Below are 24,585 nucleotides of genomic sequence, written 5' to 3' on the forward strand. Positions count from 1 at the left end.
TGCTGTGCCCGCCATTTTTGTCGGAGACTGTTCGTGACCGAGTTGCAAGCCGGCCTGGGCCTTCTGGTCTTCATTGCGATCGCGTGGCTTTTGAGCGAGCACCGGCGGTCATTCCCCTGGCGGCCGGTACTGGCCGGACTGGCCCTGCAATTCGGGATTGCCGCGCTGCTGCTGAACGTGCCGGGCATGCAGCACCTGTTCCTGTGGGCCAACGAGGCGGTGATCGCCCTGACCGACGCAACGCGGGCCGGGACCACCTTCGTCTTCGGCTACATCGGCGGGGACGAACCCCCATTTGCAACCGAAGGCCATGGCAGCACCTTCGTACTCGCCTTTCAGGCCCTGCCGCTGATCCTGGTCCTGAGCGCACTCTCGGCGCTGCTGTTTCACTGGCGCATCCTGCCGCTGCTGATCCGCGGCGCATCCAGGGTACTGCAGCGCGCCTTCGGGATCGGCGGCGCCCTGGGAGTGGGCACCGCGTCCAACGTGTTCCTCGGCATGGTCGAATCCCCGTTGGTGATCCGCCCCTATCTGCGGGAGATGACCCGCAGCGAGCTGTTCGCGCTGATGGCCGTCGGCATGGCCACCCTGGCCGGCACCATGCTCGTGCTCTACGCCACCATCATCAACACGGCGCTGGACGATGCCCTGGGCCATCTGATCGTCGCCTCCCTGATCAGCCTGCCGGCCGCCCTGCTGGTTGCCACGGTGATGATCCCGCCCACCGCACCCTCGACCGCGGGCGAGTTGCTGCCCGAACCCGAGCCCGCCAGCAGTTCGATGGATGCCATCACCCGCGGCACCCTGCGCGGGCTGGAACTGCTGCTGCAGATCGTCGCGCTGCTGATCGTGGTTATTGCGCTGGTCGCGCTGGTCAACGTCATGCTCGGTGCGTTGCCGGAGGTGGCCGGGGCGACGCTCAGCCTGGAGCGCATGCTGGGGTGGGTCTTCGCGCCGCTGGCCTGGCTGATGGGCATCCCCTGGAACGAGGCGGTCACCGCCGGCTCCCTGCTCGGGGTTAAGACCATCCTCAACGAGATGGTGGCCTTCCTGCATCTGGCCGAACTGCCGCGCGACGCCCTATCCGCGCGCAGCGAGCTGATCCTGATCTACGCCCTCAGCGGGTTCGCCAACCTCGGCAGTCTCGGCATCCTGATCGGCGGGCTGGGCGCCCTGGTCCCAGAACGGCGTAGCGAAATCGTTGCCCTCGGCATCCGCGCCATCGTGGCCGGCACCCTGGCCACGCTGATGACCGGCGCCGTGGTCGGCATCCTGCACCTGCCCGGGGTCTAGTAGCCCGACGCGAGGCCCGCAACGGGCTCGCCAGACGGGCCGCTGCAACATCCTCCGGATGCCGCGGTGAACCGCCTAGGGTGAAGGCGTGCCCGGAGCGCTGGTCAGCAAGGCCTCGAACTCGAGCGCCGGCACCGGGCGGCTGGCGTAGAACCCCTGATAGTGGTCGCAGCCCAGCTCGAGCAGAACCGCGAGCTGGGCTGCGGTCTCCACGCCTTCCGCCAGCACGGTCAGCCCAAGGCCATGGCCCAGGCCAACGATGGAGCGGGCAATGGAGCGATCGTCCGCGCTGCCGGCCGCATCGTCCGCGGCCAGGCCGTCGACGAAGCTCTTGTCGATCTTGAGCGTGTCCACCGGGAAACGCTTGAGCTGTGCCATGGAAGAGTACCCGGTCCCGAAGTCGTCGATCGCAAAGTGCACCCCGCGCTCGCGCAGACGCTGCAGGATGCGCCGGGCGCGGCTCGGGTCCGCCATCAGCGCGGACTCGGTGATCTCCAGCTCCAGCTGATCCGCCGGGAACTCGAAGTCCTCCAGCAGCTGGCCCACCTGCTGGTCGATCGGCACCCGCTGGAACTGCAGCGCCGAAACGTTCACCGCCAGGCGGATCGGCGGATAGCCCGCCGCGCGCCAGCGATGGCCCTGCTCGATCACCCGCCGCAGCACCCAGCCCCCCAGCTCCACGATCAGGCCGGTCTGCTCGGCCAGCGGGATAAAGCGCCCCGGGGAGATCGGACCCAGCTCGGGATCGGTCCAGCGCAACAGCGCCTCCGCCCCCAGCAGACGCCCGTCCTCGACGTTGTATTGCGGCTGGTAGTGGACCTCCAGCGCATCCGCCTCGATGGCGCGGCGCAGGCGCGCCGACAGGTCAATGCGCTCGCGTGCCGCACGGGTGAACTCGTCGGAGTAATACCGATAGCTCCCGCGCCCGTCCATCTTGGCCTGCGACAGCGCGGTACTCGCCTGCTGCAACAGGGTGTCGGCATCCACCCCATGGTCGGGGAAGACCGCGATGCCAACCGTCGCGGCAATCTCCATCTCCACGCCGTTGCCGAGATCGCAGGGGTAGCCCACCTCGCGGATGATGTTCTCCGCCACCAGCGCGGCGTCGTCCACATGCCCCAGGTTCTCCACCAGCACCGCGAACTCGTCGCTCGCCAGGCGGGCAACGGTATCGGTCCCGCGCCGCCCCACCTGCAGGCGCTCACCGACGATCTTCAGCAAGCGGTCGCCCGCGGCGTGGCCCTGGCTGTCGTTGATGTCCTTGAAGCGGTCGATATCCACGAACAGCAGGGCCAGATGCCCCTGGCGGCGACGCATCAACGAGATGCCGTGCGTCAGGCGTGCACGCAGCAAGCGGCGATTCGGCAGCTCGGTCAGCGGATCGTGATGCGCGAGAAAGTCGAGCTCCGCCTCCGACGCCTTGATCCGCGAGATATCCGCGAACACCGATACGTAATGTGTAAGGTGGCCCTGCTCGTCGCGCACCGCGGTAATGCTCTGCAACTCCGGGAAGATCTCGCCGTTCTTGCGCCGATTCCAGATCTCGCCCTGCCAGTGACCGTTCACCTGCAGCTCGCGATACAGGTTGGTGTAGAACGCCTGATCGTGGCGCCCGGACTGGAACATCTTCGGCGTGCGCCCCACCACCTCGTCCTGGGTGTATCCCATCAACTGGGTAAAGGCCCGGTTCACCGACAGGATGTGGGCGGTGGCATCGGTAATCACCACCCCTTCTCGGGTGTTTTCGAACACCACTGAGGCCAGGCGCTGCCGCTCTTCCTGTTCGCGCTGTTCGGTGATGTCCTCGACCGTCGCCACCACCCGGTCCAGCTCGCCCTGCGGCGTCCGGCTGCACTTCACGTCGATATCCGCGACCATCACCCGCCCGTCACGGCGCAGCAGGCGCTTCACCACGCTATAGCCCGAACGGTCGCCGCGGCGCATCTCGGCGTCCAGCACCGCCTCGCAACCACGATCCTCGGGTATGGCCAGGCGGTCCCAGTCCATCGCCGCCAACTCGTCCGGCGCATAACCCAGCATGTCGGCCAGGCACGCATTCACGCGCTCCCAGCCCTGACCCCGCGGCCCGGAAATCGCCATGCCGACAAACGGCATATCGAAAAAGATCCCGAGCAGCCGATCTTGATCGGCGTGAGCCCGCACCAGAGCCAGGTTGCGCCGCAACCACTGCTGACGCCACAGCAACGCCCCCGCCCCGAGCACGACCAGCCAGACGAACAGCGTGGCTCCGGCCGCCCACGCCCCCTGCTGCCGTGGCAGCGCCTGAAGCGCGTCGAGATCGCGCTTCAGCACCAGGTCCCAGCCAGCGGGTGCCAGCCCCTGTACACCGGCAAGGAACGGGTTGTCCCCATCTTCAAAGCGCTCGATCACAACCTCGGCACGGGGATGATCCAGGACCCGTTCGCGCAGCCGCGGGAAGGCCGCAGGCGCCGGGATAATCAGGCCTCCGGACTCGGTGATCCGGGCAATCATGGCGCGCTGGTCGCCCTCGCGCACCACGATATGCGCCTGGGCATCCATGCCGTTGCGATTCTCGGTCAGGGTCAGCAACGGATGCAGGTTCTCGAGCGTCGATGACAGCAGCACCAGTCCCACCACCGGATCCTGCGGCGCCGCCCGGTCACGGACCGGCACTGCCCAGCTGATCCGTGGGCGCCGGTCCGGGTCCGCGTGCAGGATCGGCTCACTGGTCTCGCCACTGCGCCGCACCTCGCGCAGCACCGCGTCCATCGCGGCCTCGTCGAGGGCACTGCGGCCCAGTTCGATCACCGGCTGACGATCCGCGTCCAGCAGGGCCACGCTGTCGTAATCATAAGCCGTGCGCATCAGTTCCAGGCGATCGAGCACCTGCTCCAGCGCCAGCGTCGAGCGCCGCTCGAGGGCCGTTACCGCGAACAGGTTGAAGCCCCGCGCCTCGCCCAGAACCATCGCGTCGCCGGTACGTTCCGCCAGCCATTGGTCGATCACGCCGCCCTTTAAAAAAGCCGCGCGTTGCAGGTCCTCACGCGCCTGCGACTCGGCGGCGGCCCCCTGCAAGTGCCACGCGCCCAGCCCTACGCCTGCGGTGGAGGCGATCACCGCCACGGCCAGCACCAGCCAGGGCCAGGAGCCGAAACGCGCCAGCTCCTCGCCCGCACCCGTACCCGGCGCCTCGTCGCGCCAGGCCGGCAACCAGCGCATCGCGAGATAAAGCAGCGCCCCGGAGACCAGCACGAACCCAAAGCCCTTGCCCAGGTTCACCCGTGTCAGGGCGGTCGTGATGTCCGCCCCCGCCCACCAGGCCAGCGCCACATCGGACAGGGCAATCCACAACAGCCCCAGCACGACATAGGCGCCCGCAATCCACCCGGCCGCGAAGCGCCGCGACACCTGACGCCGAGTCGTCATCGGCGGTGCCCGCACGCGCTCGACGCGGACGCAAAAAAGCGCCGCGCCCCGTTTCCGGCTGGCGCGGCGCCCCATCGGGCCGAATCACTGCTAGTCGCGTCGTTTCTCGTCAATGCCAACGGCATCTGCATCGGGGGGCACCCCGTCTCCATTCAAGCGTTCATTGCACATTCCAGGGGAACCGGCGGGCTGTCATCCCCGCGGCCCCAACAACAAGGGACCCGCCGAAGCGGGCCCCACTGCACCGGGAACATCAGATCCAATCCAGCCTGCCGCCCGGTCTGCAATACTGGACTGTACCGGATTGCGTTACTCGGCGATGGCCCGCTCGATAATTGCCTCGATCTCGTCGGAAGACTTCTCCATCACTTCGGCCACGCCTTCCGGCATCATCGGCAGGAAATCCGGCACGTTCATCCGCGAGATGAACACGTCGCCCTGGCTGTCCTGATAAATGCTTACCCGGCAGGGCATGAAGGCGGAAACCGGCCGATACGCATCCTCTTCCAGGATCTGCGCGCTGTAGCGCCCGCTGCACACGTCCAGGATCACCACCGGATCAATGGTGAAACCGCGCTCGGACAGCGTCCCGGCCATGTTGTTGCGGTTCAGGATGCTCCAGCCGGCCTCGGACGCCTCGCGCTCGAACGCGGCCAGGGTTTCCGGGAACGAATGCGGGCTCTGCGTCACCTTCACCATCTCCGGCTGCTGGTCGCCATGGTTATCGGCCTGCGCCGCACCGACAAACGTCAGCGCCAGCAGCATCGCCACCAGTGCGAGGAACCGCGGGCCGTGGCGCATGGTCATCACTTTAGAATGCATCATGGTTTCTCCTTTCCCGGGAAGCGGGAATGCTCGTGAAAGGCTGCCTCTTCGGTACGTTGGAGGCAGCAACGGTTATACAGGATAGCGCCCAACGAGCCCGGCTATCTTGATGCAGGTCAACCGAACACGAATCAGACCCGTTCTACACGGGTACAACCAACATCACCAACATCGCAACCAGGAGATCGACATGGAAGCCACACTGAAGGACGGAACGGTCACCCTGAAGATCGACAAGAAGACCGCGAAGGACATCGCCGAAAACATCACCGAGCTCGAAGGCGAGATCAGCAACGGCGCAAGGGCACTGGGCTCCGTGCTGCAAGACGGCATCTACGAGCTGGAAAACGAATTCCGCCAGCCGCCGCATGCCTTCGACGAGCAGGCCCCCAAGCAGCCCTCCATCGAGGACTGAGCCCGCCGCCGCAAAGGCATCATCGACTCACCACAAGACACTAAGGAGCAGCACATGCACCTGGAAAAAGCGGAAAACGGGGAACTCGTCATCACCATGCCCCAGGCGGAAGCCGCCGACGCCCTGGCCACGCTCAAGAAGCGCGCCGACGACCTCGACGAATGCGAGGAGCTAACCGAAGCCCTGGAAAACGCCGGCATCCAGCTACCGGAGCAACCGGACCACATCCGCCACGAATACATGCCCCCCGCCGACCACTAAACCAGGCGCCGCCCCAACCTGTAGGAGCCCAGCCCCCTGGGCGATATGGGCCTAACCAACCCCTAATCGCCGAGAGGCTCGGCTCCTACACGGCCCGGAGCCACAGAAGGTCCAAGACCCAACACTTGTGGGAGCGGCCCTGGCCGCGAAGCCCGCGCCACAGCCGACCATTGCACACCCCCAGATCCTTCCTCGCGACCACGATCCCTAATCCCGTCATCGCGAGGAGCAAAGCGACGCGGCGATTTCCTCGACCTACCCCAAACGCCAGCCCATTACCCCAGCCGTAATACCCCGCACGCAATTAAACTCCGAGACCTCGAATCACCCGAGAAAAGCCAGCAGCGGCGCCTTCCACCCATCGGAAAGCCACCTACCTCTCCGTCACAAGACCCAGAAAGAGAAAGAGCCACCTCGGCGTCCATGCCCAGGCGGCTCTTTCGGGGACTTCCTTGTCCCCGCGGCAGAAATTATCACAGCGACAAAATTATTCCATTCACACACCCCGAAACTCCGTCAGCGGTCGATTTCCACCCCTGAGCGGTAGTTTCGACTCCCGTCACAGCCCTGACCTACGACGCAACTCACTTCTTCCACGCGCACTTCCCCACCGCAGCACCCGAACCACCGGTCAGTCGCCAGGGCACCAGGCTTAACCCCGTCATCCCGAAACCGCATCCCCACCCCGTCACTCCGGGGCAGCCCTAGCCCGTAATCGCGAGGAGCAAAGCGACGTGGCGATCTCCTCGAGCTACCCCAACGCCCGCCCATTACCTGCGACCGTAGCGCCCCCACCCCGTCATCCCGGCCGCAGCGTTACCCCCACCCTGTCATCCCGGCCGCAGCGCAGCGAAGAGCCGGGATCTCCCACGCCGGAACAACGCCAAACGCCAGTCCAACGACCTACGTACGAGATGCCGGATAACCGCGACGCGGTTTCCGGGATGACGACGCATGGGACCTGGCTGGGAGGTAGTCGGTGTCTGTCAAGGTAGATGTCACCTGAAAGGGATGCAGGCGCTGGTTAACCGCTCGCGGCTTGTTCAGGGTTCAGATGGACCTGCTCGGGCAGCCCGAAGCCCCGGACGCTACCGGCCCAGCGTTCGGGGCGCGCCTGGCGGGCGCGCTCATAGGTGGCTCGTCTGCGGGCGAGGACTTGGGTCGCTTCGCCCGCGTGTCGTTGGGCCGGTGTCACGTAGTGGAGTGCGCTGTGGCGGTGCTCGTGGTTGTGGTTGTACCAGGCCACGAACCGGTGCACCCACTCGCGGACGTCTTCAAGGGTCGCGAAGCCGTTGACCGGGAAGCCCGGGCGGTATGTCGGGTCCGAAACAGTGACTCGGAGTAGGCGTTGTCGTTGCTCACCCTGGGGCGGCTGCGGGACGGTGTGATCCCGAGGTTATAGGGCTTCTGCAGGAACGTCGCGGCCTTCATGGGCCCCCGTTGTCAGAGTGCAGGATCAGCGGCTTGTCCTTGCTCGCCAGGTGCTCGCTCCAGTAGGCCTTCTCGGTCAGCTCAGAGGCGAGCGCGCCGGTCTCGGCCTCGTAGACCTCGTGGCCCACGATCTTGCGGCTGAACACATCGACGATGAGGTAGAGATACGACCAGGCCCCGCAGGCTGGACCGGGGAGCCACGAGATGTCCCAGCTCCACAGCCGGTTCGGCGCATCGGCGGCGTGAGTCGTCGGCAGCCGCGTGCTCTCCGGGCCTTCTTGCGCCCACGATGATGGAGCTGGCCGTGGTCTCGCAGCACGCGGTAGAACGTCGACTCCGAAGCCAGATAGCGCCCCTGATCGGCCTGGTCGGCCTGGTCGGCCACGATGTACGCCGGCGGGCGGCTGCGATAGGACGGCTGATTGCACAGGTTCACGACGTCGGTACGCTCCTGTTCCGAGAGCTTGTTGTGAGGGGTCGGCCGCAGGGCGTCGGCCCGCACGCTTCCGGGTGCCTTCCAGCGATGGTAGGTGCGCACGCTCACCCCGAGTACCTCGCGGGCTGGGGCCAGCCAGGCCCCTTCGCGTTGGGCATCGTCGGCCAGCACCACGGTGTGCTGGCGATCTGAGAGACGGGTCAGTCGTCCTCGCCGTTGGGGCCCCTGATCGCCTCGGCTTTTTTGACAGCGTCGGCAAGGCCGCCGTCTCCGCCAGGGTCTTGTCCTTGCGCTGGAGCTCGCGATCGTCTCCTCGATCAGATCCTCATCATTCCACCGATCGAGGTGTCCACCAGCATTAGACCAGCACATTATGCGTGGACCTAATCCGGGGAAGTCGACATTCTTCCTCTGGTGCATCTCCGGGTCGCGGGCCTTCTCCCGGTTCTTTGTCGACGGCGGGGCCGCGATCAGGGTGGCATCCACGGCCGTCCCTTCGCGCAGTAGCAGCCCCCGCTGCTGCGGATGGGCGTTGATCCGGTCGAAGATGATCGGGGTCAGGTTGTGCCGTTCCAGCAGCCGGCGGAACTGCAGCAGGGTCGTGGCATCCGAGCCGTCGTCGCGGCTCAGGTCGACCTCGACAAAACCCCGGATCACCTGGCTGTCGTAGACCGTATCCTCGACCCCTTCACCCGACAGGTTGAAGCGCTGCCGGGCCACGTACATCCGCAGCATCCGTTCCAGACCAATCGGCGGACGACCCCGCTTCCCCTTCGGGCAGTGCGGCTCGATCGCCTCCACCAGCGCCGCCCAGGGCGTGATCGCATCGATCTCCCAGAAAGCGGTCGCGCCGCGTCTGCTTGCGCTTGGCGGAGTACTCGAGATCGGAAAAGCTGTTTTGAGACATCGGCCATCACCTCGGGCAGGAAACCTGGCGCCATTATCCAAAACCCGCCAGGCGGGCGGGGCCACGGCGGATTAAATCAGTATTTCCCTAACACCCCTACGGCACCTCCCCTCACACATTCCTCCGGACACCCCCGACCCAGACCGATGCCAACTCCCTGTCCACCTTTGCTAACAACTGATTGCGAGAAACTCCTGGCCCATCACCATGTCTGGCCAAAGCGATAGTGAATTCGCAACCCTCGGTTGGAAACCAACGCAACTCCTTCAACCCAATCACATCCAAGTCCCACAAATCCTTGACAAGAAGCCGGAAGGAAGAAGGCACAAAACACCAGCCATGGCAGTCGACGTACCCATCCTTGTCTAGACGTGACCGAAACATCTCACAAGCTGATCTAGGTTCATTGCACAGCGTGGGCTCGCCCGTGTTCGCTGAATCCCATGCGCCCTGCCCCTCCACTTCACTGTAATAGAGATGCCATTCGACTAACGTCCCTATGCTGTGGCGAGTTCGCCCCTCCACAAACCGGTCAAGCACTTCCCCCAAGCCCGATATCGGTCTGTACCGATCAAAACAATATCTTTTATCTGGCACAACGAGAACAAGAACACCCTGATCGTTCAGAATCTCCTCGCAATCACGCAGAAAGGCTACTAGGTCTGGCACATGCTCGACGACGTGCGATGCAATAATCCAGTCGAACCCTCCACGCGAAAGGTCAACCAAATCGGCGTACCGTTCGCCAGCCCACAAATAATCTATATCCTCCACCGAAGACGGATCCAATCCCGAACGCAGGCATTCTCTGATCACCGACTCTTTGTCCAACCAGTCCAGCGTTTCTACATTGTAACCGCGACTTTTCGGTGCCAGCGGCCGATGATTGGGTCCAATCTCCAATCCTCGGCCCTCCTCGTCTACACAAGACAACAACTTTTCTGAACGATCCACGCAGCCACCACCTATCTAAAGGAAGATCTCACCAACGCCCCTTACTGAACCCTGTCACACCTTGGAACCCTTGGCTTGCGGGGGGGCCATGCGAGCCCAAATACCGGACCATCAAGCGTCAAATTCGGATTGTACATCGGGTCCGTTTCAATCCAGGCTCGCCACCGATGCCGCATAAAGTTTACCTCTCCCGCAAAACGCTCAGCGTCGGCGCCATGGTCATCCCTCGGTCTACTGGCTGATTCATCGTGATAAAGTTCGGCTGAAGGTACGAGCACATTCCTGTAGCCAAGCTCTGACAGCCGCAGACACAAATCAACGTCATTGAACGCAACCGCCAAGCGCGATTCATTCAACCCACCGACTTCATGATAGATCTCACGCCGGATCAGGAGACACGCAGCGGTTACCGCAGAGTATTCGCCGGCGAGTGCCGCGCGGCCCATATATCCAAAACCCGCCTCCGAAAGGCCCTGATGGGCATTATTCGCAATACCCCCCGCGCCAATAACGACGCCCGCATGCTGCACTGTTCCGCTCGGATATAAAAGCCTGGCGCCCACTGCGCCTACGTCCGGGCGCAAAGCGTAAGAAACCATATCGGCCAGCCAGTTCGAACTTTTAACCTCGATATCATTATTAACAAGACCAACAATAGGGGTTATGAGGTTCTCAATAGCCCGATTATTCATGGCAGAGAAGTTAAAGGGAGCGCCATCACGCACAATGCTTACACGACTACTCTCGACCTCGCTGAGATAATCCAGCGTGGCTGGATCGTCAGATCCGTTATCTATGACAACGATCCGGTAATTTGGGTAATCAGTACGAGCGAGGATACTCTCGACGCAACGACGTAATAGGTCGACCCGGTTTCGAGTGGGAATGACCAGCGTGACCCACGGGCGGGCTTGCGGCAAGGGGAATCGCACCTGATAACCGCAGGGCAGGGTTTTGACCAGAGAACCGGGCACCCTTGAGCCGACGTGATCCGACAATGCTTTCTCTCCGGCCTCTATTGCGTAAGGCTTGACCTGAACTCCGGATGCAGTGCTCTGGGCGTGCACTCGCCAGTGATAGAGAACATGGGGGATATGTGCGATCTGGTCGGGGCGAACGGCCGAGCTGCATCTTAGCGCAAGGTCGTAATCCTGGGCCCCCTCGAAGCCTTCACGAAACCCACCCTGCATCTTGACCAAGGATCGATGGTATGCACCCAAATGGCTAAACATGTTCTGAGAAAGGAACAGATACGGATTCCAATCGGACTTGAAGTAAGGACCGAAACGGTTGCCATTCTCATCGAGCTTGTCCTCATCAGAATAGATCATTCGCACGTCAGGGTGAGTTTCGATGCACTCTACCAAGTGGTACAATGCATCCTCGGAGATGAGGTCATCTTGGTCCAGAAGAACAACCCATTCTCCCTGCGCGAGCGAAAGCGCCGTATTGGTAGCCGCAGAAATGTGGCCATTCGTATCGCGGAAGGACAGCCTGATGCCCGGGTTTTCGGCCGCGTAAACCTGCAAGGCTTGTCGTACTCGAGGGTCCGTGGAAGCGTCATCGGCGATACACAACTCCCAACGGGGATACAGTTGACTACGTACCGAGTCAATTGCTTCATGCAGCCAAGCCAGGTTCGGGTTGTAGACAGGCATCAAGACCGAGAATGTCGGTTGCGCCTTCATGCTGGCGATGCGGCTACGAATCACGGCACGGCCATCGTCATCAAGAGTGTCATATAGCTTCACCCACAACCCATAATCAGAGGGGTCAACAACGCGCCCATCCACCGAGGCGGCACCACCAACACCGGAGGTGCGCGCGTCCCGCCAGCGTCGACGTATGCCCCCGGGGCCTTCCCGCAAGATGACCCTTGCGGTCGCCCAAAAGGTTCGAGACAGCCCGCCTCGGTTGCGCACGATCTGGCGCCCTGTTCGGACCCACTCGCCTGCCCGTCGGTAGGGAGCCGTGAGCATCCAGCTACGAGAGGAACGCACTTCCTGGAGTTCGCCTTGCAACTGTTCGATGACGTTCATGCGGGCAACTAACTCATCCTGCAGGCCCTGAATATCCCGCCTCTGGGAAACTACACGACGCCGCTGACGCGCGAGCGCGCGAGTGAGGGTATCGACGTACTCGACCGCTGGTCTGCATAGCTTAGCCCAAGGGTTCTCTGCCTGTGACGGCGCCACGGATCGCCCACCAGACAAACGAAGATGACCGACCGAGACGGCCTCCTCGTCTCCTGCGACCACTCGTTCGCCCAAGCCGTCGCTCTGCGAGTTCCGTTTTTCGATGATGCAGAGGGAATCATGGAAACAGACCGAGCCGATTTGTCCAAGAAAAGTCTCATCCAGCGAAATACCGAAGCGGCGCGCATACCCCGCCAGCCACTCGGATGCAGCCCTCTCAACACCCCAGTGATCCCGGTTCAGTACATCCACCATGAGCTTGAAAAAGTTGATTGAGGAGTACGGGGCATCCAGGCCACCTCCATATTCCTTCCAGTAGCTTGAGTGCAGGTCTTCGACTACATATATCCCGCCAGGACGGACCCGGGGAAAGTATTTGCCAAACGCACGCACTACGTCCGTCACGTGGTGCGATCCGTCGTCAATAACAACGTCAAAGGCTCCACCACAGGCGTCGACCTCTCGCACCGTTGCCGGCGCACAGGCATCCCCCGACATTACCTTGATGCGGGGGTCGTGAAACGACAGCTCAGCACAAGCGGGGTCGATATCGCAGCCCAGTATGAGTTCGGCCGAGGTAAAGTACTTGGACCACAGCTCAAGCGATCCTCCATTCTGCACGCCAATCTCGAACAGACGGATGGGGTCGTAACGGCGAGGGGCGAACAGATCCTCGTACACGTCCAAATTGCCGCTCCACTTGTCCGACACTTTCCCCTGGTGCTCCTGGTACAGCGATCTCAACTTCTTCATCAGCTCGCCTCAAGTGAAATACGGTCAAATGCTACGCCCACCATCCCCCAACGCACCTTGCTCGAGGCGACCGAGAACAACAGTGCGTCATGCAGCCAATGGTGCTGGACGTGGTCATGCAGTTCTCCGTCCGCCAGAGAGGCCGTCAGCACATAATCGCCATTGGGCAACATTGGCAATCGGAATCGATAGCGCGCCACGAGTGTCTGTCCCGCTGTGGCCGGGGTCGGGCTCACGTCCGTAAAAGGGAGCGTATTGTCCCCGAACAAATCCTGACCCAGACGGTTGCGCACCATAAATCCGACGATTGGGCGATTCATGCGTTGATGCACTCTAGCCTTAATCACTAGTTCGACCAGCTCGCCACCACGCATCGCTCCTTGACGCTCACCGTGCTCATCTGTGAAGTAAAGGCCGAGCAATTGCCCCGCGCCGCTCTTCCAGCCGGAGGCCAGACCCAAGTTGTCCTGCACCACCAACTCGCCATCGTATGCGGGGATTGGCGCCCGCAGACCCCCGTCGCCTTGTTTAACCCTGCCATTTTCTCGGGCCGGAGAGCGAATGCTCTCGACCTCACGCTCTTCGCCATGGACCTGACGGATGCTGTATTCGAGGTAATCTTCAGCAACCGTTCTGGGCATTCCAAATGCTCGGATTTCGCCCCGGTCCAGCCATAACGCCCGGTCGCACAGACTCATCACGGAGTTCATGTCATGGCTGACGAAAATCAATGAACCCCGCTTGCGAAAGCGTCTTATGAATCGCATGCAGCGCTGCATGAATATCGCGTCACCAACCGCCAATGCCTCATCGATGACCAGCAAGTCCGCGTCCACATGAGCGATAACGGCGAATGCGAGCCGCACGTACATCCCGCTGGAGTACGTCTTGACCGGCTGTTCCATGTACTCGCCGATATCGGCGAACTCGGCGATACTTTGGAAGCGCTGCTGCGTCTGGCTCTGCGTCAGTCCGTACAGGGAGGCCGCAAGGTACACATTCTCCCGCCCGGTGAATTCGGGATTGAAGCCTGCCCCCAACTCGAGCAACGCAGCGACCCGTCCATGAATCTCCACAGCCCCAGAAGAGGGCGCGACGGTTCCACACAAGATTTGCAGCAGGGTCGATTTACCGGACCCATTCGAACCAACGATTCCCAGTGACTCACCACGGTGCACGGTGAACCCCACCTCCGACAGCGCATTCACTTCCCGGTAGTAAGCGCGGGCTTCAAGACCCAAAGCTCCCCTGAGCCTGGGTAGGAGATACTGTTTGAGGCGGTCGCGCGGCGAGGCGTACAGGGCGTATCGCTTGTTTACGCCGGTCACTCTGGCGACCACGTCGTCAGAGGACATCCGCAAAGCCCCTTCTTGTCTTTTGAAACCAAACGAAGCCGATCCACGCCACTAGAGTCGAGACCATGAGGTAGAGCGACCAGGCCAACCAATCGGGTTCGCGCCCCCAGATCACTACGTCGCGTAGAGACTCGATCATCAACGTGAGCGGATTCAACACCATCCATGGCTGCATGAATTCAGGTAATGCGCTGACCGGATAGAACACGGGCGAAAGAAAGAGCAGCGCTGTCGCCAGCACCCCGGTCACCTGCCCAATATCCCTCAGAAAGACCCCCAAGGAGGACAGAATCCAGCCAACACCCAGGCTCAACACCACTAACGGGAATAAGATGACCGGCGCCAGCAGAACCGTAGGATGCAGATGCCCGTTCACGATCGCAAACGCCAACAAGAGGATAAGGCCGCTTACCAGAGCGTGAAACGCTGCACTGCATGCCGTAACCACTGGGAGTAACTCCAGCGGAAAAACGACCTTCTTGACGTAATTGGCCTGGCCAATTACGACGCCTGGAGCCCGCGTCAGCACTTCTGCAAACAGCGCATGAACGATCAGCCCCGAGAACAGCACCAATGCAAAATGAACCGTCGTAGGTTGTTCCACGGCCCAGCGCGCCTCGAACACCACGGTAAAAACGAATGTAAAAACCAGAAGCATCAACAGGGGGTGAAGAAACGACCAGAACAAACCCAGAACCGAACCTCGATATCGTCCGGCCACCTCGCGTCTGGTCAGCCGCGCCAGCAACCGTCTGTTCGACCAAAGGCTCTGCCCCATGGCCCGTGGCCCGGTAGAAGCAATGGCATGCGGGTTCACTGGAACACCTCCGCGCGCACAAGCGGGGGCGCTTCGGCATCCTTGGGCGACAGTCTTGGCGCCACAGGAACCACTGGCCACTGGATACCGATATCTCGGTCATCCCACGCAATTGCCCGCTCCAGGTCAGGCGCGTACACGTCGGTGGTTTTGTACAGCACCTCGGTCCCTTCGCTCAGCGACAGGAACCCATGGGCAAACCCAGGCGGCACCCAGAGTTGTCTTCGGTTTTCCGCAGACAACTCGGCACTGACCCACGAACCGAATGTGGGTGAATCGCGTCGGATGTCCACGGCCACGTCGAAAATCGCTCCAGCGACAACGCGCACCAGCTTGCCCTGCGCCTTCGGGGGTAGCTGGTAGTGAAGCCCACGCAAGACGCCTGTGTCACTACAGCTATGATTGTCCTGCACAAAGTGGTGTCCCGCACCGACGATCCGCTCGAAAGCCGGCTGGTTGAAGCTCTCGTAGAACCAGCCACGCTCGTCCGCGAATACGCGGGGCTGCAGCTCGATGACTTCGGGCAATTCCAGTGGGAACCCCTTCATGGAGATACCTCTCGCACCAGTTGCGAAAGGTACTCCCCATCCGGATTCCCGGAGAAGGACTGGGCAACCTGCATAAGCTTCGTTGCGTCGATCCACCCCTTGCGATACGCGACCTCTTCCGGGCAAGCGACCTTCACTCCGCGCTCGTCTTCCAGGCTTTTCACACGTTGGCCTGCCTCCAGGAGCGAATCATGGGTACCTGCGTCCATCCATTGCTGGTCAGTCCCCATGACTTCCGCGCGCAAACGACCCTGTTCCAGATACAGCCGGTTCAGGTCCGTGATTTCCAGCTCACCACGAGCCGAAAGCTCTACTGTCCGAGCCAGGGCAACCACGTCTGCGTCGTAGAAATAGAGCCCGGCCACGGCATACTCAGAGCGGGGACAGACCGGCTTTTCCTCCAGTGTCCGGACACATCCAGACTGATCAAACTCGACAACCCCGTAGCGCTCGGGGTCGGGGACCTGATACGCGAATATGGTCCCATCCCCCTCTCGATCCGCGGCCTGTTGCAGAACTCCTTCCAACCCTTCGCCAAGAAAGATGTTGTCACCCAGAATCAGAGCCGCCGGGTCACCGGCAAGGAAGTTTTCGCCAATCAGAAATGCCTCGGCCAAACCATTCGGTTTCGGCTGCGCTGCGTAGTGCAGCGTAAGCCCCCACTGCTCGCCGTCACCGAGCAGTTCGGCAAAAGCGCCCAGGTCCCGCGGCGTCGAAATAATCAGGATTTCCCGGATACCGGCCCGCATCAGTGTCGTGAGCGGGTAAAAGATCATCGGCTTGTCGTACACCGGGAGAAGTTGCTTGCTGACGACCCGCGTAACAGGATACAGCCGCGTCCCGTAACCACCCGCCAGGATGATGCCCTTGCGTTCACTCATAACAATCGATCCATGATCTTCTCCACCTCCGCATCCCATGCGGGAGGTGTAATGCCAAATGTCTGCTGGATCCTTGAGGTGTCCAGCACCGAGTAAGATGGCCGGGTCGCAAGGACCGGATACTCCTCGCTGCTGACGGGAACGACCCGATCTCTTGCCACACGAAGCGATGCCCCATGATCCTGGGCATAGCCAACCATCCAACTTGCCAGGTCGAACCAGGTCGTCTCGCCACGTGTCGCGACGTGGTACAAACCATAGGGAAACTCGCCTCGAGCGTTCGAGCGCCATGCGTTGACCAACTGAGAGGTCACCGCCGCCAGTAGGGTCGCGGAGGTGGGGGCGCCTCGCTGGTCATTCACGACGCGCAGTTCGTCACGCTCGGCTGCGAGACGCAATATCGTCTTGACAAAATTCCGGCCGTGAGCCCCCACGACCCACCCTGTCCTAAGCACGAGATGCCGGGGATTCTGGCTGGTCACTGCCTCCTCACCAGCCTGTTTGGTGTGGCCATACACCGACAAAGGCCGCGGCAGATCCGTCTCTCGATAAGGCCTCGACGCACACCCGTCGAACACATAGTCGGTAGAGAAGTGCACCATCAGCGCCTGCAGGCGCTCCGCCTCCTCGGCCATGACACTTGGTGCGATGGCGTTAACGGCCTCGGCTTCTGCAGGCTCTTCCTCCGCCCGATCAACAGCGGTATAAGCCGCCGCGTTCACGATCACGTCCGGTTGCCGCGCCCGAATCGTCCGTCGGAGGGCATCCACATCCGTCAGGTCGACCTCAGATCGCGTCAGGGCATGAACGCAGCCCAGAGAGGCCAGGGTCTCGCACAACTCGCGCCCCACCTGGCCGCCCGCCCCGAACAGAAGGATACTCATCCCGCGCTCGCGTGATACTGCCGGTCGATCCAATCGCGGTAGGCGCCCGTGGTCACCCGGGAGACCCACTCTTCGTTGTCGAGGTACCACTGCATCGTCTTGCGCAGTCCGCTGGAAAAAGTCTCCTGAGGGGCCCAGCCCAGCAAATTCATGGCTCGCCTGGCATCAATCGCATAGCGCCGATCATGCCCGGGGCGATCCTTCACCATGCGCACCAGTGAGCGATAATCCAGGCCCGGCCGCGCGTCGCCAAGAAGATCACAGAGGGCCTCGACGACCTGAAGATTGGTGCGCTCCGCCGAGCCTCCCACCGCATACACCGCTCCCGGTTCGCCTGCCTCCAGCATGCGGCGAAGCGCGGCACAATGATCCGAGACATGAAGCCAGTCACGAACCTGACGCCCATCGCCGTATACCGGAATATGCTGCCCATGAACCGCTCGGTGGATCACCAGTGGAATCAGCTTCTCGGGAAACTGGTACGGCCCATAGTTGTTGGAGCAATTGCTGGTAAGCGTCGGGAGCCCATACGTGTGATGGTAGGCCCTTACCAGGTGGTCAGAAGCGGCCTTGCTGGCGGCATAAGGGCTGTTGGGCCGGTAGGGGGAGTCCTCATCGAACGCCGGATCACCTTCGTTGAGCGACCCGAATACTTCGTCGGTCGACACATGCAGGAAGCGGAAGCCATTGCCCCGATCATGGTTCAGCCCTTCCCAGTACACGCGTACCGACTCCAGGAGACCGAACGTTCCGATCACGTTGGTCTGCATGAAGGCATCCGGCCCGACAATGGAACGATCCACATGCGACTCGGCTGCGAAATGCACAACAGCCCTTGGCTGGTGTTCCCGTAGCAATCGCGCCACCAAGTCTCTGTCCGCGACATCGCCCCGGACGAACCGATACCGGGGATCCCCCTGCACCGAAATCAGATTCTCGCGGTTGCCCGCGTAGGTAAGCTTGTCGAGGTTCACCAGAGGCTCGTCATGCGTAGCCAGCCACTCGAGCACGAAATTCGAGCCGATGAACCCGGCTCCCCCTGTCACCAGAATACTCACAACCCTCCCCAACGGAGTCTGGTGGCGATCACATCCGCCCGCACCCTCAGTATCGAGGAGCCCCATGCAGGCGCGGCCCTGACATACATTCTCCGTTACGCCCCACCATATCGATCTCGGCAGCGAAAAACCACACCCCTTTGATTGGATAAGGGGGGGGCATCACAAGCTCACCGTATTAACGCAGCATGGCCTCGTTGAGGGCTTCGCAAAGCCACCGCAAACTGGACTTCCCCTGTTGTTCTGGGCCAACCTCCGTCGGAAGCTCAGCGCGCCAGGGACTGCTCGTGAGACAGCATGAATCGACCCAGACGCATCCCCGCCCGACCGCTCAGGATTGCTGGCTGTCATCCTTAGCCATCAAGCCTGCACTTCGCCAGCGCCCCGCCGACGTTCCCTCTTTCTTGAGACCGGTATGAAGCAGGGCACTTACACCAAGGACCCGCCGAGAACCGTTCTCGCCGGCGGCGCAGGGCTGGTGGGGCAGACCCTTGTAGACCGCATGCTTGCCAGTGGGCCGGCCGAAATCATCGTCATCGACAAGGACGTCGGCGGATTGCGCGAATTGCGACAACGCCACCCCGGTGTGACCACCATTACGGCCGACCTGTCAATGCCCGGTGACTGGACTGACTACTTTGACGGTGCAACAGCCGCAGTCACGCTCCAAGCCCAGATCAGCAGCCGCTACCGAGCCGACTTCGAGCGCAACAACCTGACGAGCACCCGCCGAGTACTGGCCGCGCTACAGAAACATCGGGTTCCTTACACGGTGCATGTGAGTTCGTCGGTCGTCTGTTCCGTGGCTGAAGACCCTTATGCGCAGACCAAGCGAGAGCAGGAACAAATGTTCCTGGATAGCGGTCTTCCAGGGGTTACTCTCCGCCCCACGCTCTTGTTTGGGCGCCATGACCGCCACCACCTCGGATGGCTGGCTCGGTTCATGCGGTACTCGCCCGTGTTCCCCATCCCCGGCGACGGGCGCTATCTTCGCCAGCCTCTCTTTGCACAAGACTTCTGTGCAGTGATTGAACACTGCCTGGAACAACGCGCCGAGCTCGACTGCATCAACCTGACCGGCCTGGAACCCATAGCGTATATCGATCTGATCCGTAACCTACGGCGCATTACGCAAGCCCGCTCCCTGCTCCTCCCGATACCTATTCCCCTTTTCGGAGCGTTGCTGCAAACCTACGGGACCCTGACACGGCGGCCCCCGTTCACGAGGAACCAGCTGCAGGCGCTCATCGCCGGCGACCATTTCGAAGTGATCGACTGGCCCGGGCGATTCGGCATCGAGCCGACCCCTCTGCACCAAGCGCTCGAACAAACCTTCGGCAAAACCCGGCACACTGGTGACTGAACGGCACACAACCGAACGCAGGGCTTCCACTGGCACCCCACGCCCGGAACGCAAGGTAGCCGTCATCGGCGCCGGCCCCATGGGGCTGGCCGCCGCTTACCAGCTCCTTCAGGACGGTCACCGGGTTCACGTGTACGAGGCATCACCTGCCATCGGTGGGATGTCCACTACTTTCGAGCTAGCGGGAACGCCAATAGAACGCTTCTACCACTTTATCTGTGTCCACGACCGGCCGATGTTCGACCTGCTGAAGGAGCTGGATCTCGAAGACCGGTTGCACTGGGAAACCACGCGCATGGGTTTCTTCCTGGACGGCAAGCTCCATGAATGGGGCAACCCCCTCGCCTTGCTCCGGCTCCCAGGCCTTGGCCCCGTATCCAAGCTGCGATACGGCCTCCATGCCTACCTCTGCACTCGATGGCGGCACTGGCGCAACCTGGACCAGCAACAGGCCGCCCCCTGGCTTCGGCGTTGGGTAGGACAACGAGCCTATGATCGTCTGTGGAAGCCCCTCCTGGAACTGAAGTTTCACCACCACACAGAGGAGCTCTCCGCCGCCTGGATCTGGAACCGCATCCACCGTCTCGGCCGCTCGCGCAAAAACCTTATGCAGGAACGACTCGGCTACCTTGAAGGCGGCTCGGCCACGTTGCTGCAAGCGTTGCATGAGCACATTCGCGCCGCAGGCGGTCACGTACTTCCCGGGCACCCGGTAGACCGCGTGCATTTGCAAGACGGCATGGTCAAAGGCGTGAAACTGCACGCTGGGACTTACGCACACGACGCCGTCATCAGCACCGTGCCGCTCCGCCGAGTCCCGGACATGGTGCCCGCTCTCCCCCAAACCGACCGCAACCGCATTCACGCGTTGAAAAGCCTTGCGGTCGCGTGTGTGGTTTTCAAACTGAAGCGCCCGGTTAGCGACAAGTTCTGGATCAACATCAACGATCGGTCCGTCGACCTTCCCGGCATCGTGGAATACACCAACCTGCGCCCGCTGGACGCCCATATCGTCTATGCACCCTACTACCTGCCGGCCGGGCACCCGACGTACCAGGAGGATGACAACACCCTGATCGAGCGGACCTGGGAACACCTGCGCCGGATTAACTCGGCATTACGGCCCGATGACATGATCGCGGCCGAAGTCAGCCGATACCGACATGCGCAGCCGGTTTGCCGCCCCGGACACCTTGCCGATCTTCCTCCTGCCAATAGCTCGATCGAAGGGCTGTACATGGCCGACACCGCCTATTACTACCCGGAAGATCGCGGTATTGCCGAGAGCGTGCGCCTCGGTCGCCAGTTGGCAAGGATGGTTGATGCCTGAGCACGACTACCCGGCACCGCGCCTGGCGATGCTTTTCTTCTGGTGCGTGGCCCTGGCGGCGCTCGCGTTGACGGCCTTTGGGTCCGTGCAAGGCTTCTCGCCGGTGCCCTACTGGGACATGTGGGACGGGCAACTAGCGTTCTACCTGAATCTTCCCGAGGCCGGCCTGGCAGCCTGGTGGGACCAGCACAACGAGCACCGCATCCTGCTCACCCGGCTATTCTTCTTCGCGGACCTCCACTGGCTGAACGGCAGTGGATGGCTGCTGATCCTGGTGAATCATCTGCTCGCGGTGTCTGCCGCCATACTCTTCATCGGCGCACTCCGCAGTGCGCTTTTGGAATCTCGAGACCGCCTGCTGGGCCCCGCTTTGGCTCCACTGTTGTTTGCCTGGCTCCTGCTATGGATGCAGCACGAAAACCTCCTTTGGGGATTCCAGATTCAGTTTTTCCTGGCACAACTCCTGCCGGCCCTCGCCCTGTTTCTGCTGTACCGTTCCAGCTACTCATCCAAGATCAATGTAACTTTCATCGCAGCATGCGGAGCCGGGGTCGCCGCGCTGGGCACGATGGCCAATGGCGTCGTCGCACTCCCGCTCATGGCACTTCTAGCCATCGTGACGCGACAGGGGGTTTCCCGAACCGCCATCCTGGTCGCACTCGCCATCCTCGGACCAATCGCGTACTTCTATGGCTTCACCGCTGTAGAGAATCATGGGTCGCTGGGCAGTGCCATAAGGGACAACCCGATCGGCCTCGTGCGCTATGTCTTCGTGTACCTGGGCTCGCCTTTCTTCCATCTGACCGGTGGCGGGACACAGGGGATTTACCTTGCCACCGCAGCAGGCGCCTTCATGGTGGCCGCAACCGCGTTCACTGGAATACGCTTTCTGCTGGGGCCACCTCGACTGACGATCGAGGCCGCCATGCTGACCTTTGTGGTCTTCATTGTAGGCACCGCTGTGGTGACCGGAGGCGGCCGCCTGACTCTCGGCTTCGAACAGGCCCTCTCGTCTCGCTATACCACCCCGGCCCTGATGGGCTGGGCCGCATTGCTGGTGGCTCATGCCCGCATGCTGGTCATGCTTCCCGCTACAGTTCGTGCCGCGCTGCTGGCAGCTGCTGCCGTACTGGCGGTCGCTATCGCCATACACCAACTACAGGCCCTGGACCCCGAAGGCCACCGGGCTTTCGAACGTGACGCCGCAGCACTTCCCCTTGCCCTGCAGATCCATGATCCAGAAAGGATTCAGCGCGTGTATCCCGATTCGAAAAAGGCCCTTGACCTGGCAAGACGCGCGCGGGACGCCGGTGTAACCGTGTTCGCAAAACCGCCCCTTCGCGAAGCACCGCGGCTCCTCGAACAAGCCAAAGAACTCGGACCGGTTTCCAATTGCCTGGCCTTCCTCGAAAGCTACCAGGCCCTGCCTTTCGAACCCGGCTTCGCGTATATCACCGGTTGGGTGCACGCCCCCGACCTTCGGCGAACGCCGCAAACCCTTCAGATCCTGGGCTCGCGTGGCGAAGCGGTTGGCATCGGCATCACCGGGGGCTACCGCCCGGACGTGGCGGAAACGATCGGCCCTGACGCTAGACACACCGGTTTCTCGGGCTACATTGAGGCCTCGGCGCTCACGGATGACTTGACTGTGCAGGGCATCGGCACAACGCGATGTCGTGGCCCGCTGCCCGGTATGCATACCCAAAAGGCCCACTGATGGAAGCGTTTCGCGAACATCCCTCCCGTTCGACGTGCGCCCCGGTCACGGTCATCATCGTGAATTGGAACTCCGGTCGACTCCTGCAGCAATGCTTGGAGGCCCTTTCGAAGCAGAGCGTGACCCCTTCGAGCATCCTGGTGGTCGACAACGCCAGCACCGATGGCTCCATCGACAACCTGCGCGAGTCCGAAAACGTCACGGTGAAACGGGCGGACATCAACCTGGGCTTTGCCGCCGGTAACAACTGGGCCATCGAGGCTTGCTCAACCGAATTCATCGCCCTCCTCAATCCGGATGCATTCCCCGCACCCGGGTGGCTGGAAGAGCTCCTAAACGCCGCAGAGCGGAGTCCGGAGGCGGCCGCATTCGCATCCAGAATGATCCAGCATGATGAACCCGAATTTTTGGATGGAGCGGGCGACGCCTACCACGTGACCGGCCTTTTCTGGCGCATCGGGCATGGGCGCAAACCCTCGCCCGCCACGCTGCATCCGCGCCCGGTGTTTTCCGCTTGCGCCGGGGCCGCACTGTATCGCCGGCAAGCCGTTCGTGAAGCGGGAGGATTCGACGAAGACTTCTTCTGCTACGGTGAAGATGTCGACCTGGGATTCAGGCTACGCTTGTCAGGCCACACCGTGCTCTATGTGCCCAAGGCTATCGCCTACCACGTCGGGGGCGGCTCCAGTGGTGGTACGCAAAGCGATTTCGCGGCCTACTACGGTCAGCGCAACCTACCGTGGGTTTTCCTCAAGAACATGCCCAGTACATTAATGTGGGCCCTGCTTCCAGCTCACATCCTGGTGAACGGGCTCCTCATCCTGCGCGCAATGAGTCGCGGCCAGGGGCGCATCGTCCTGCGCGCCAAGTGGGACGCGGCAAGCCGACTCCGTGAGGTGTGGAAGAAACGACGCGCCATACAGGCACAACGCCGAGTCGGCCCGCGCGCCTTGTGGACATTCCTTCACAAGGGATGGCCGCGATGATCACCGTCTCGATCGTCAGCCATGGACACGGCGAAATGGTCAGCGAGCTCGCGTGCAGCCTCCTCCCCCTTCCCGAAGTGTCCCAGATTCTGGTCACGCTCAACCGTCGGGAAAACCTGGATTTGCCCGATCACCCCAAGCTGGAAATCATTCAAAATCGACGGCGTGTCGGATTCGGGTGCAACCACAACCGCGCGTTTCAACGTTCACGCAACCCCTACTTCTGCGTGATGAATCCGGACGTCATCATCACCGAGAATCCTTTTCCACGCCTGCTCAAGACCTTGCGTGAAACAGGTGCCGGCCTGGCGGCACCTCAAGTCTACGACGCGGCTCGTACGCTTCAGCCTAGCGCGCGGCACTTTCCCACAGTTGCCTCCCTGGCCCGCAAGCTTCTGAGAGGCGAAACCGGTGCCTGCCCCACACCAAAGGGTCCTGCAGCCACATACCCCGACTGGGTCTCCGGTCTGTTCATGCTGGCGAGCAGAGATGCGTATCTCGATGTAAATGGCTTCGACGCGGCCTACTTCCTGTACTACGAAGACGTCGACCTTTGTGCAAGGCTATGGGCCGCTGGACACAGCGTCGTGCTGGAACCCAACGCAGCCGTCATTCACGATGCCCAGAAAAAAAGCCACGCAGATCCAATTTACTTCCTGATGCATATCCGCAGTCTTTTTCGGTACCTTAGAAAGCACCGGAGCCGCCGTTCCGGCAGGCCCAGCCGCCCCACGCGCGCGCCCTGACACATTGCTAGCGACAGGTCTG

Annotated in this window: 19 protein-coding genes and 1 pseudogene; 8 read left to right on the forward strand and 12 right to left on the reverse strand. The window is 61.9% G+C overall.

Annotation, left to right across the window (positions count from 1 at the left end; genetic code table 11):
* Positions 1-33 precede the first annotated feature (33 nt).
* Positions 34-1,293 (forward strand): NupC/NupG family nucleoside CNT transporter, encoded by a 1,260-nt coding sequence (locus tag G333_RS0109140; protein ID WP_018951785.1) that lies wholly within the window; start codon positions 34-36, stop codon positions 1,291-1,293.
* Positions 1,294-1,368: 75 nt separating this feature from the next.
* Here G333_RS0109140 and G333_RS0109145 read toward each other — a convergent pair whose 3' ends face one another.
* Positions 1,369-4,701, reverse strand: coding sequence for a bifunctional diguanylate cyclase/phosphodiesterase (locus G333_RS0109145; protein WP_019628276.1), 3,333 nt, complete (start codon positions 4,699-4,701; stop codon positions 1,369-1,371).
* Between the two features lie 309 nt (positions 4,702-5,010).
* Positions 5,011-5,508, reverse strand: a complete 498-nt coding sequence (locus G333_RS0109150; protein WP_019568982.1) for a DUF302 domain-containing protein — start codon at positions 5,506-5,508, stop codon at positions 5,011-5,013.
* A 208-nt stretch (positions 5,509-5,716) separates the two neighbouring features.
* On the opposite strand from G333_RS0109150, the gene G333_RS0109155 reads away from it, so the two are divergent.
* Complete coding sequence (locus tag G333_RS0109155; protein WP_018145900.1) at positions 5,717-5,941, forward strand: hypothetical protein; 225 nt, start codon at positions 5,717-5,719, stop codon at positions 5,939-5,941.
* Between the two features lie 54 nt (positions 5,942-5,995).
* Positions 5,996-6,202, forward strand: coding sequence for a hypothetical protein (locus G333_RS0109160; RefSeq protein WP_018937789.1), 207 nt, complete (start codon positions 5,996-5,998; stop codon positions 6,200-6,202).
* 1,427 nt (positions 6,203-7,629) lie between these two features.
* Here G333_RS0109160 and G333_RS15380 read toward each other — a convergent pair.
* From G333_RS15380 to rfbB, 10 genes and pseudogenes are all read right to left on the reverse strand, one after another.
* Positions 7,630-8,061: a DDE-type integrase/transposase/recombinase gene (locus G333_RS15380; RefSeq protein ID WP_369791819.1), complete on the reverse strand. Its 432-nt coding sequence runs from the start codon at positions 8,059-8,061 to the stop codon at positions 7,630-7,632.
* Positions 8,062-8,474: 413 nt separating this feature from the next.
* Positions 8,475-8,976, reverse strand: a pseudogene (locus G333_RS14785) (transposase); the annotation flags it as partial.
* A gap of 111 nt (positions 8,977-9,087) precedes the next feature.
* On the reverse strand, positions 9,088-9,930 hold the full coding sequence (locus G333_RS14790) for a bifunctional 2-polyprenyl-6-hydroxyphenol methylase/3-demethylubiquinol 3-O-methyltransferase UbiG (protein ID WP_255346821.1): 843 nt from the start codon (positions 9,928-9,930) through the stop codon (positions 9,088-9,090).
* A 41-nt stretch (positions 9,931-9,971) separates the two neighbouring features.
* Positions 9,972-12,878, reverse strand: coding sequence for a glycosyltransferase (locus G333_RS0109170; protein WP_019628280.1), 2,907 nt, complete (start codon positions 12,876-12,878; stop codon positions 9,972-9,974).
* The gene (locus tag G333_RS0109175; RefSeq protein ID WP_019628281.1) at positions 12,878-14,233 is read right to left on the reverse strand and encodes an ABC transporter ATP-binding protein; all 1,356 of its coding nucleotides are present in this window, start codon (positions 14,231-14,233) and stop codon (positions 12,878-12,880) included. The genes G333_RS0109170 and G333_RS0109175 overlap by 1 nt, the downstream gene beginning before the upstream one ends.
* Positions 14,223-15,011: an ABC transporter permease gene (locus G333_RS0109180; RefSeq protein ID WP_369791820.1), complete on the reverse strand. Its 789-nt coding sequence runs from the start codon at positions 15,009-15,011 to the stop codon at positions 14,223-14,225. The genes G333_RS0109175 and G333_RS0109180 overlap by 11 nt, the downstream gene beginning before the upstream one ends.
* Before the next feature lie 35 nt (positions 15,012-15,046).
* Entirely contained in the window at positions 15,047-15,598 is a 552-nt protein-coding gene (gene rfbC, locus G333_RS0109185) for a dTDP-4-dehydrorhamnose 3,5-epimerase (protein WP_019628283.1), read from the reverse strand.
* Positions 15,595-16,479 carry a glucose-1-phosphate thymidylyltransferase RfbA gene (gene rfbA, locus G333_RS0109190; RefSeq protein ID WP_019628284.1) on the reverse strand — a complete coding sequence of 295 codons (885 nt, stop codon included), beginning with the start codon at positions 16,477-16,479 and terminating at the stop codon, positions 15,595-15,597. The genes rfbC and rfbA overlap by 4 nt, the downstream gene beginning before the upstream one ends.
* Positions 16,476-17,363: a dTDP-4-dehydrorhamnose reductase gene (gene rfbD / locus G333_RS0109195; RefSeq protein ID WP_019628285.1), complete on the reverse strand. Its 888-nt coding sequence runs from the start codon at positions 17,361-17,363 to the stop codon at positions 16,476-16,478. Before rfbD ends, rfbA begins: the two co-directional genes overlap by 4 nt.
* The gene (gene rfbB, locus G333_RS0109200) at positions 17,360-18,421 is read right to left on the reverse strand and encodes a dTDP-glucose 4,6-dehydratase (protein WP_019628286.1); all 1,062 of its coding nucleotides are present in this window, start codon (positions 18,419-18,421) and stop codon (positions 17,360-17,362) included. The genes rfbD and rfbB overlap by 4 nt, the downstream gene beginning before the upstream one ends.
* A 415-nt stretch (positions 18,422-18,836) precedes the next feature.
* Between rfbB and G333_RS0109205 the strand changes: the two genes are divergently transcribed.
* From G333_RS0109205 to G333_RS0109225, 5 genes are read left to right on the forward strand one after another with little or no spacing between them, the layout of a single operon-like run.
* The gene (locus G333_RS0109205; protein ID WP_019628287.1) at positions 18,837-19,784 is read left to right on the forward strand and encodes an NAD(P)-dependent oxidoreductase; all 948 of its coding nucleotides are present in this window, start codon (positions 18,837-18,839) and stop codon (positions 19,782-19,784) included.
* Entirely contained in the window at positions 19,777-21,114 is a 1,338-nt protein-coding gene (locus G333_RS0109210) for an NAD(P)/FAD-dependent oxidoreductase (RefSeq protein WP_255346822.1), read from the forward strand. The genes G333_RS0109205 and G333_RS0109210 overlap by 8 nt, the downstream gene beginning before the upstream one ends.
* Complete coding sequence (locus G333_RS0109215; protein WP_019628289.1) at positions 21,107-22,831, forward strand: hypothetical protein; 1,725 nt, start codon at positions 21,107-21,109, stop codon at positions 22,829-22,831. The genes G333_RS0109210 and G333_RS0109215 overlap by 8 nt, the downstream gene beginning before the upstream one ends.
* On the forward strand, positions 22,831-23,817 hold the full coding sequence (locus G333_RS0109220) for a glycosyltransferase family 2 protein (protein WP_019628290.1): 987 nt from the start codon (positions 22,831-22,833) through the stop codon (positions 23,815-23,817). Before G333_RS0109215 ends, G333_RS0109220 begins: the two co-directional genes overlap by 1 nt.
* On the forward strand, positions 23,814-24,563 hold the full coding sequence (locus G333_RS0109225) for a glycosyltransferase family 2 protein (RefSeq protein WP_019628291.1): 750 nt from the start codon (positions 23,814-23,816) through the stop codon (positions 24,561-24,563). Before G333_RS0109220 ends, G333_RS0109225 begins: the two co-directional genes overlap by 4 nt.
* Positions 24,564-24,585: the final 22 nt, after the last annotated feature.

The sequence above is a fragment of the Thioalkalivibrio sp. AKL10 genome (genome assembly GCF_000381845.1).
GTDB classification, from domain to species: domain Bacteria; phylum Pseudomonadota; class Gammaproteobacteria; order Ectothiorhodospirales; family Ectothiorhodospiraceae; genus Thioalkalivibrio; species Thioalkalivibrio versutus.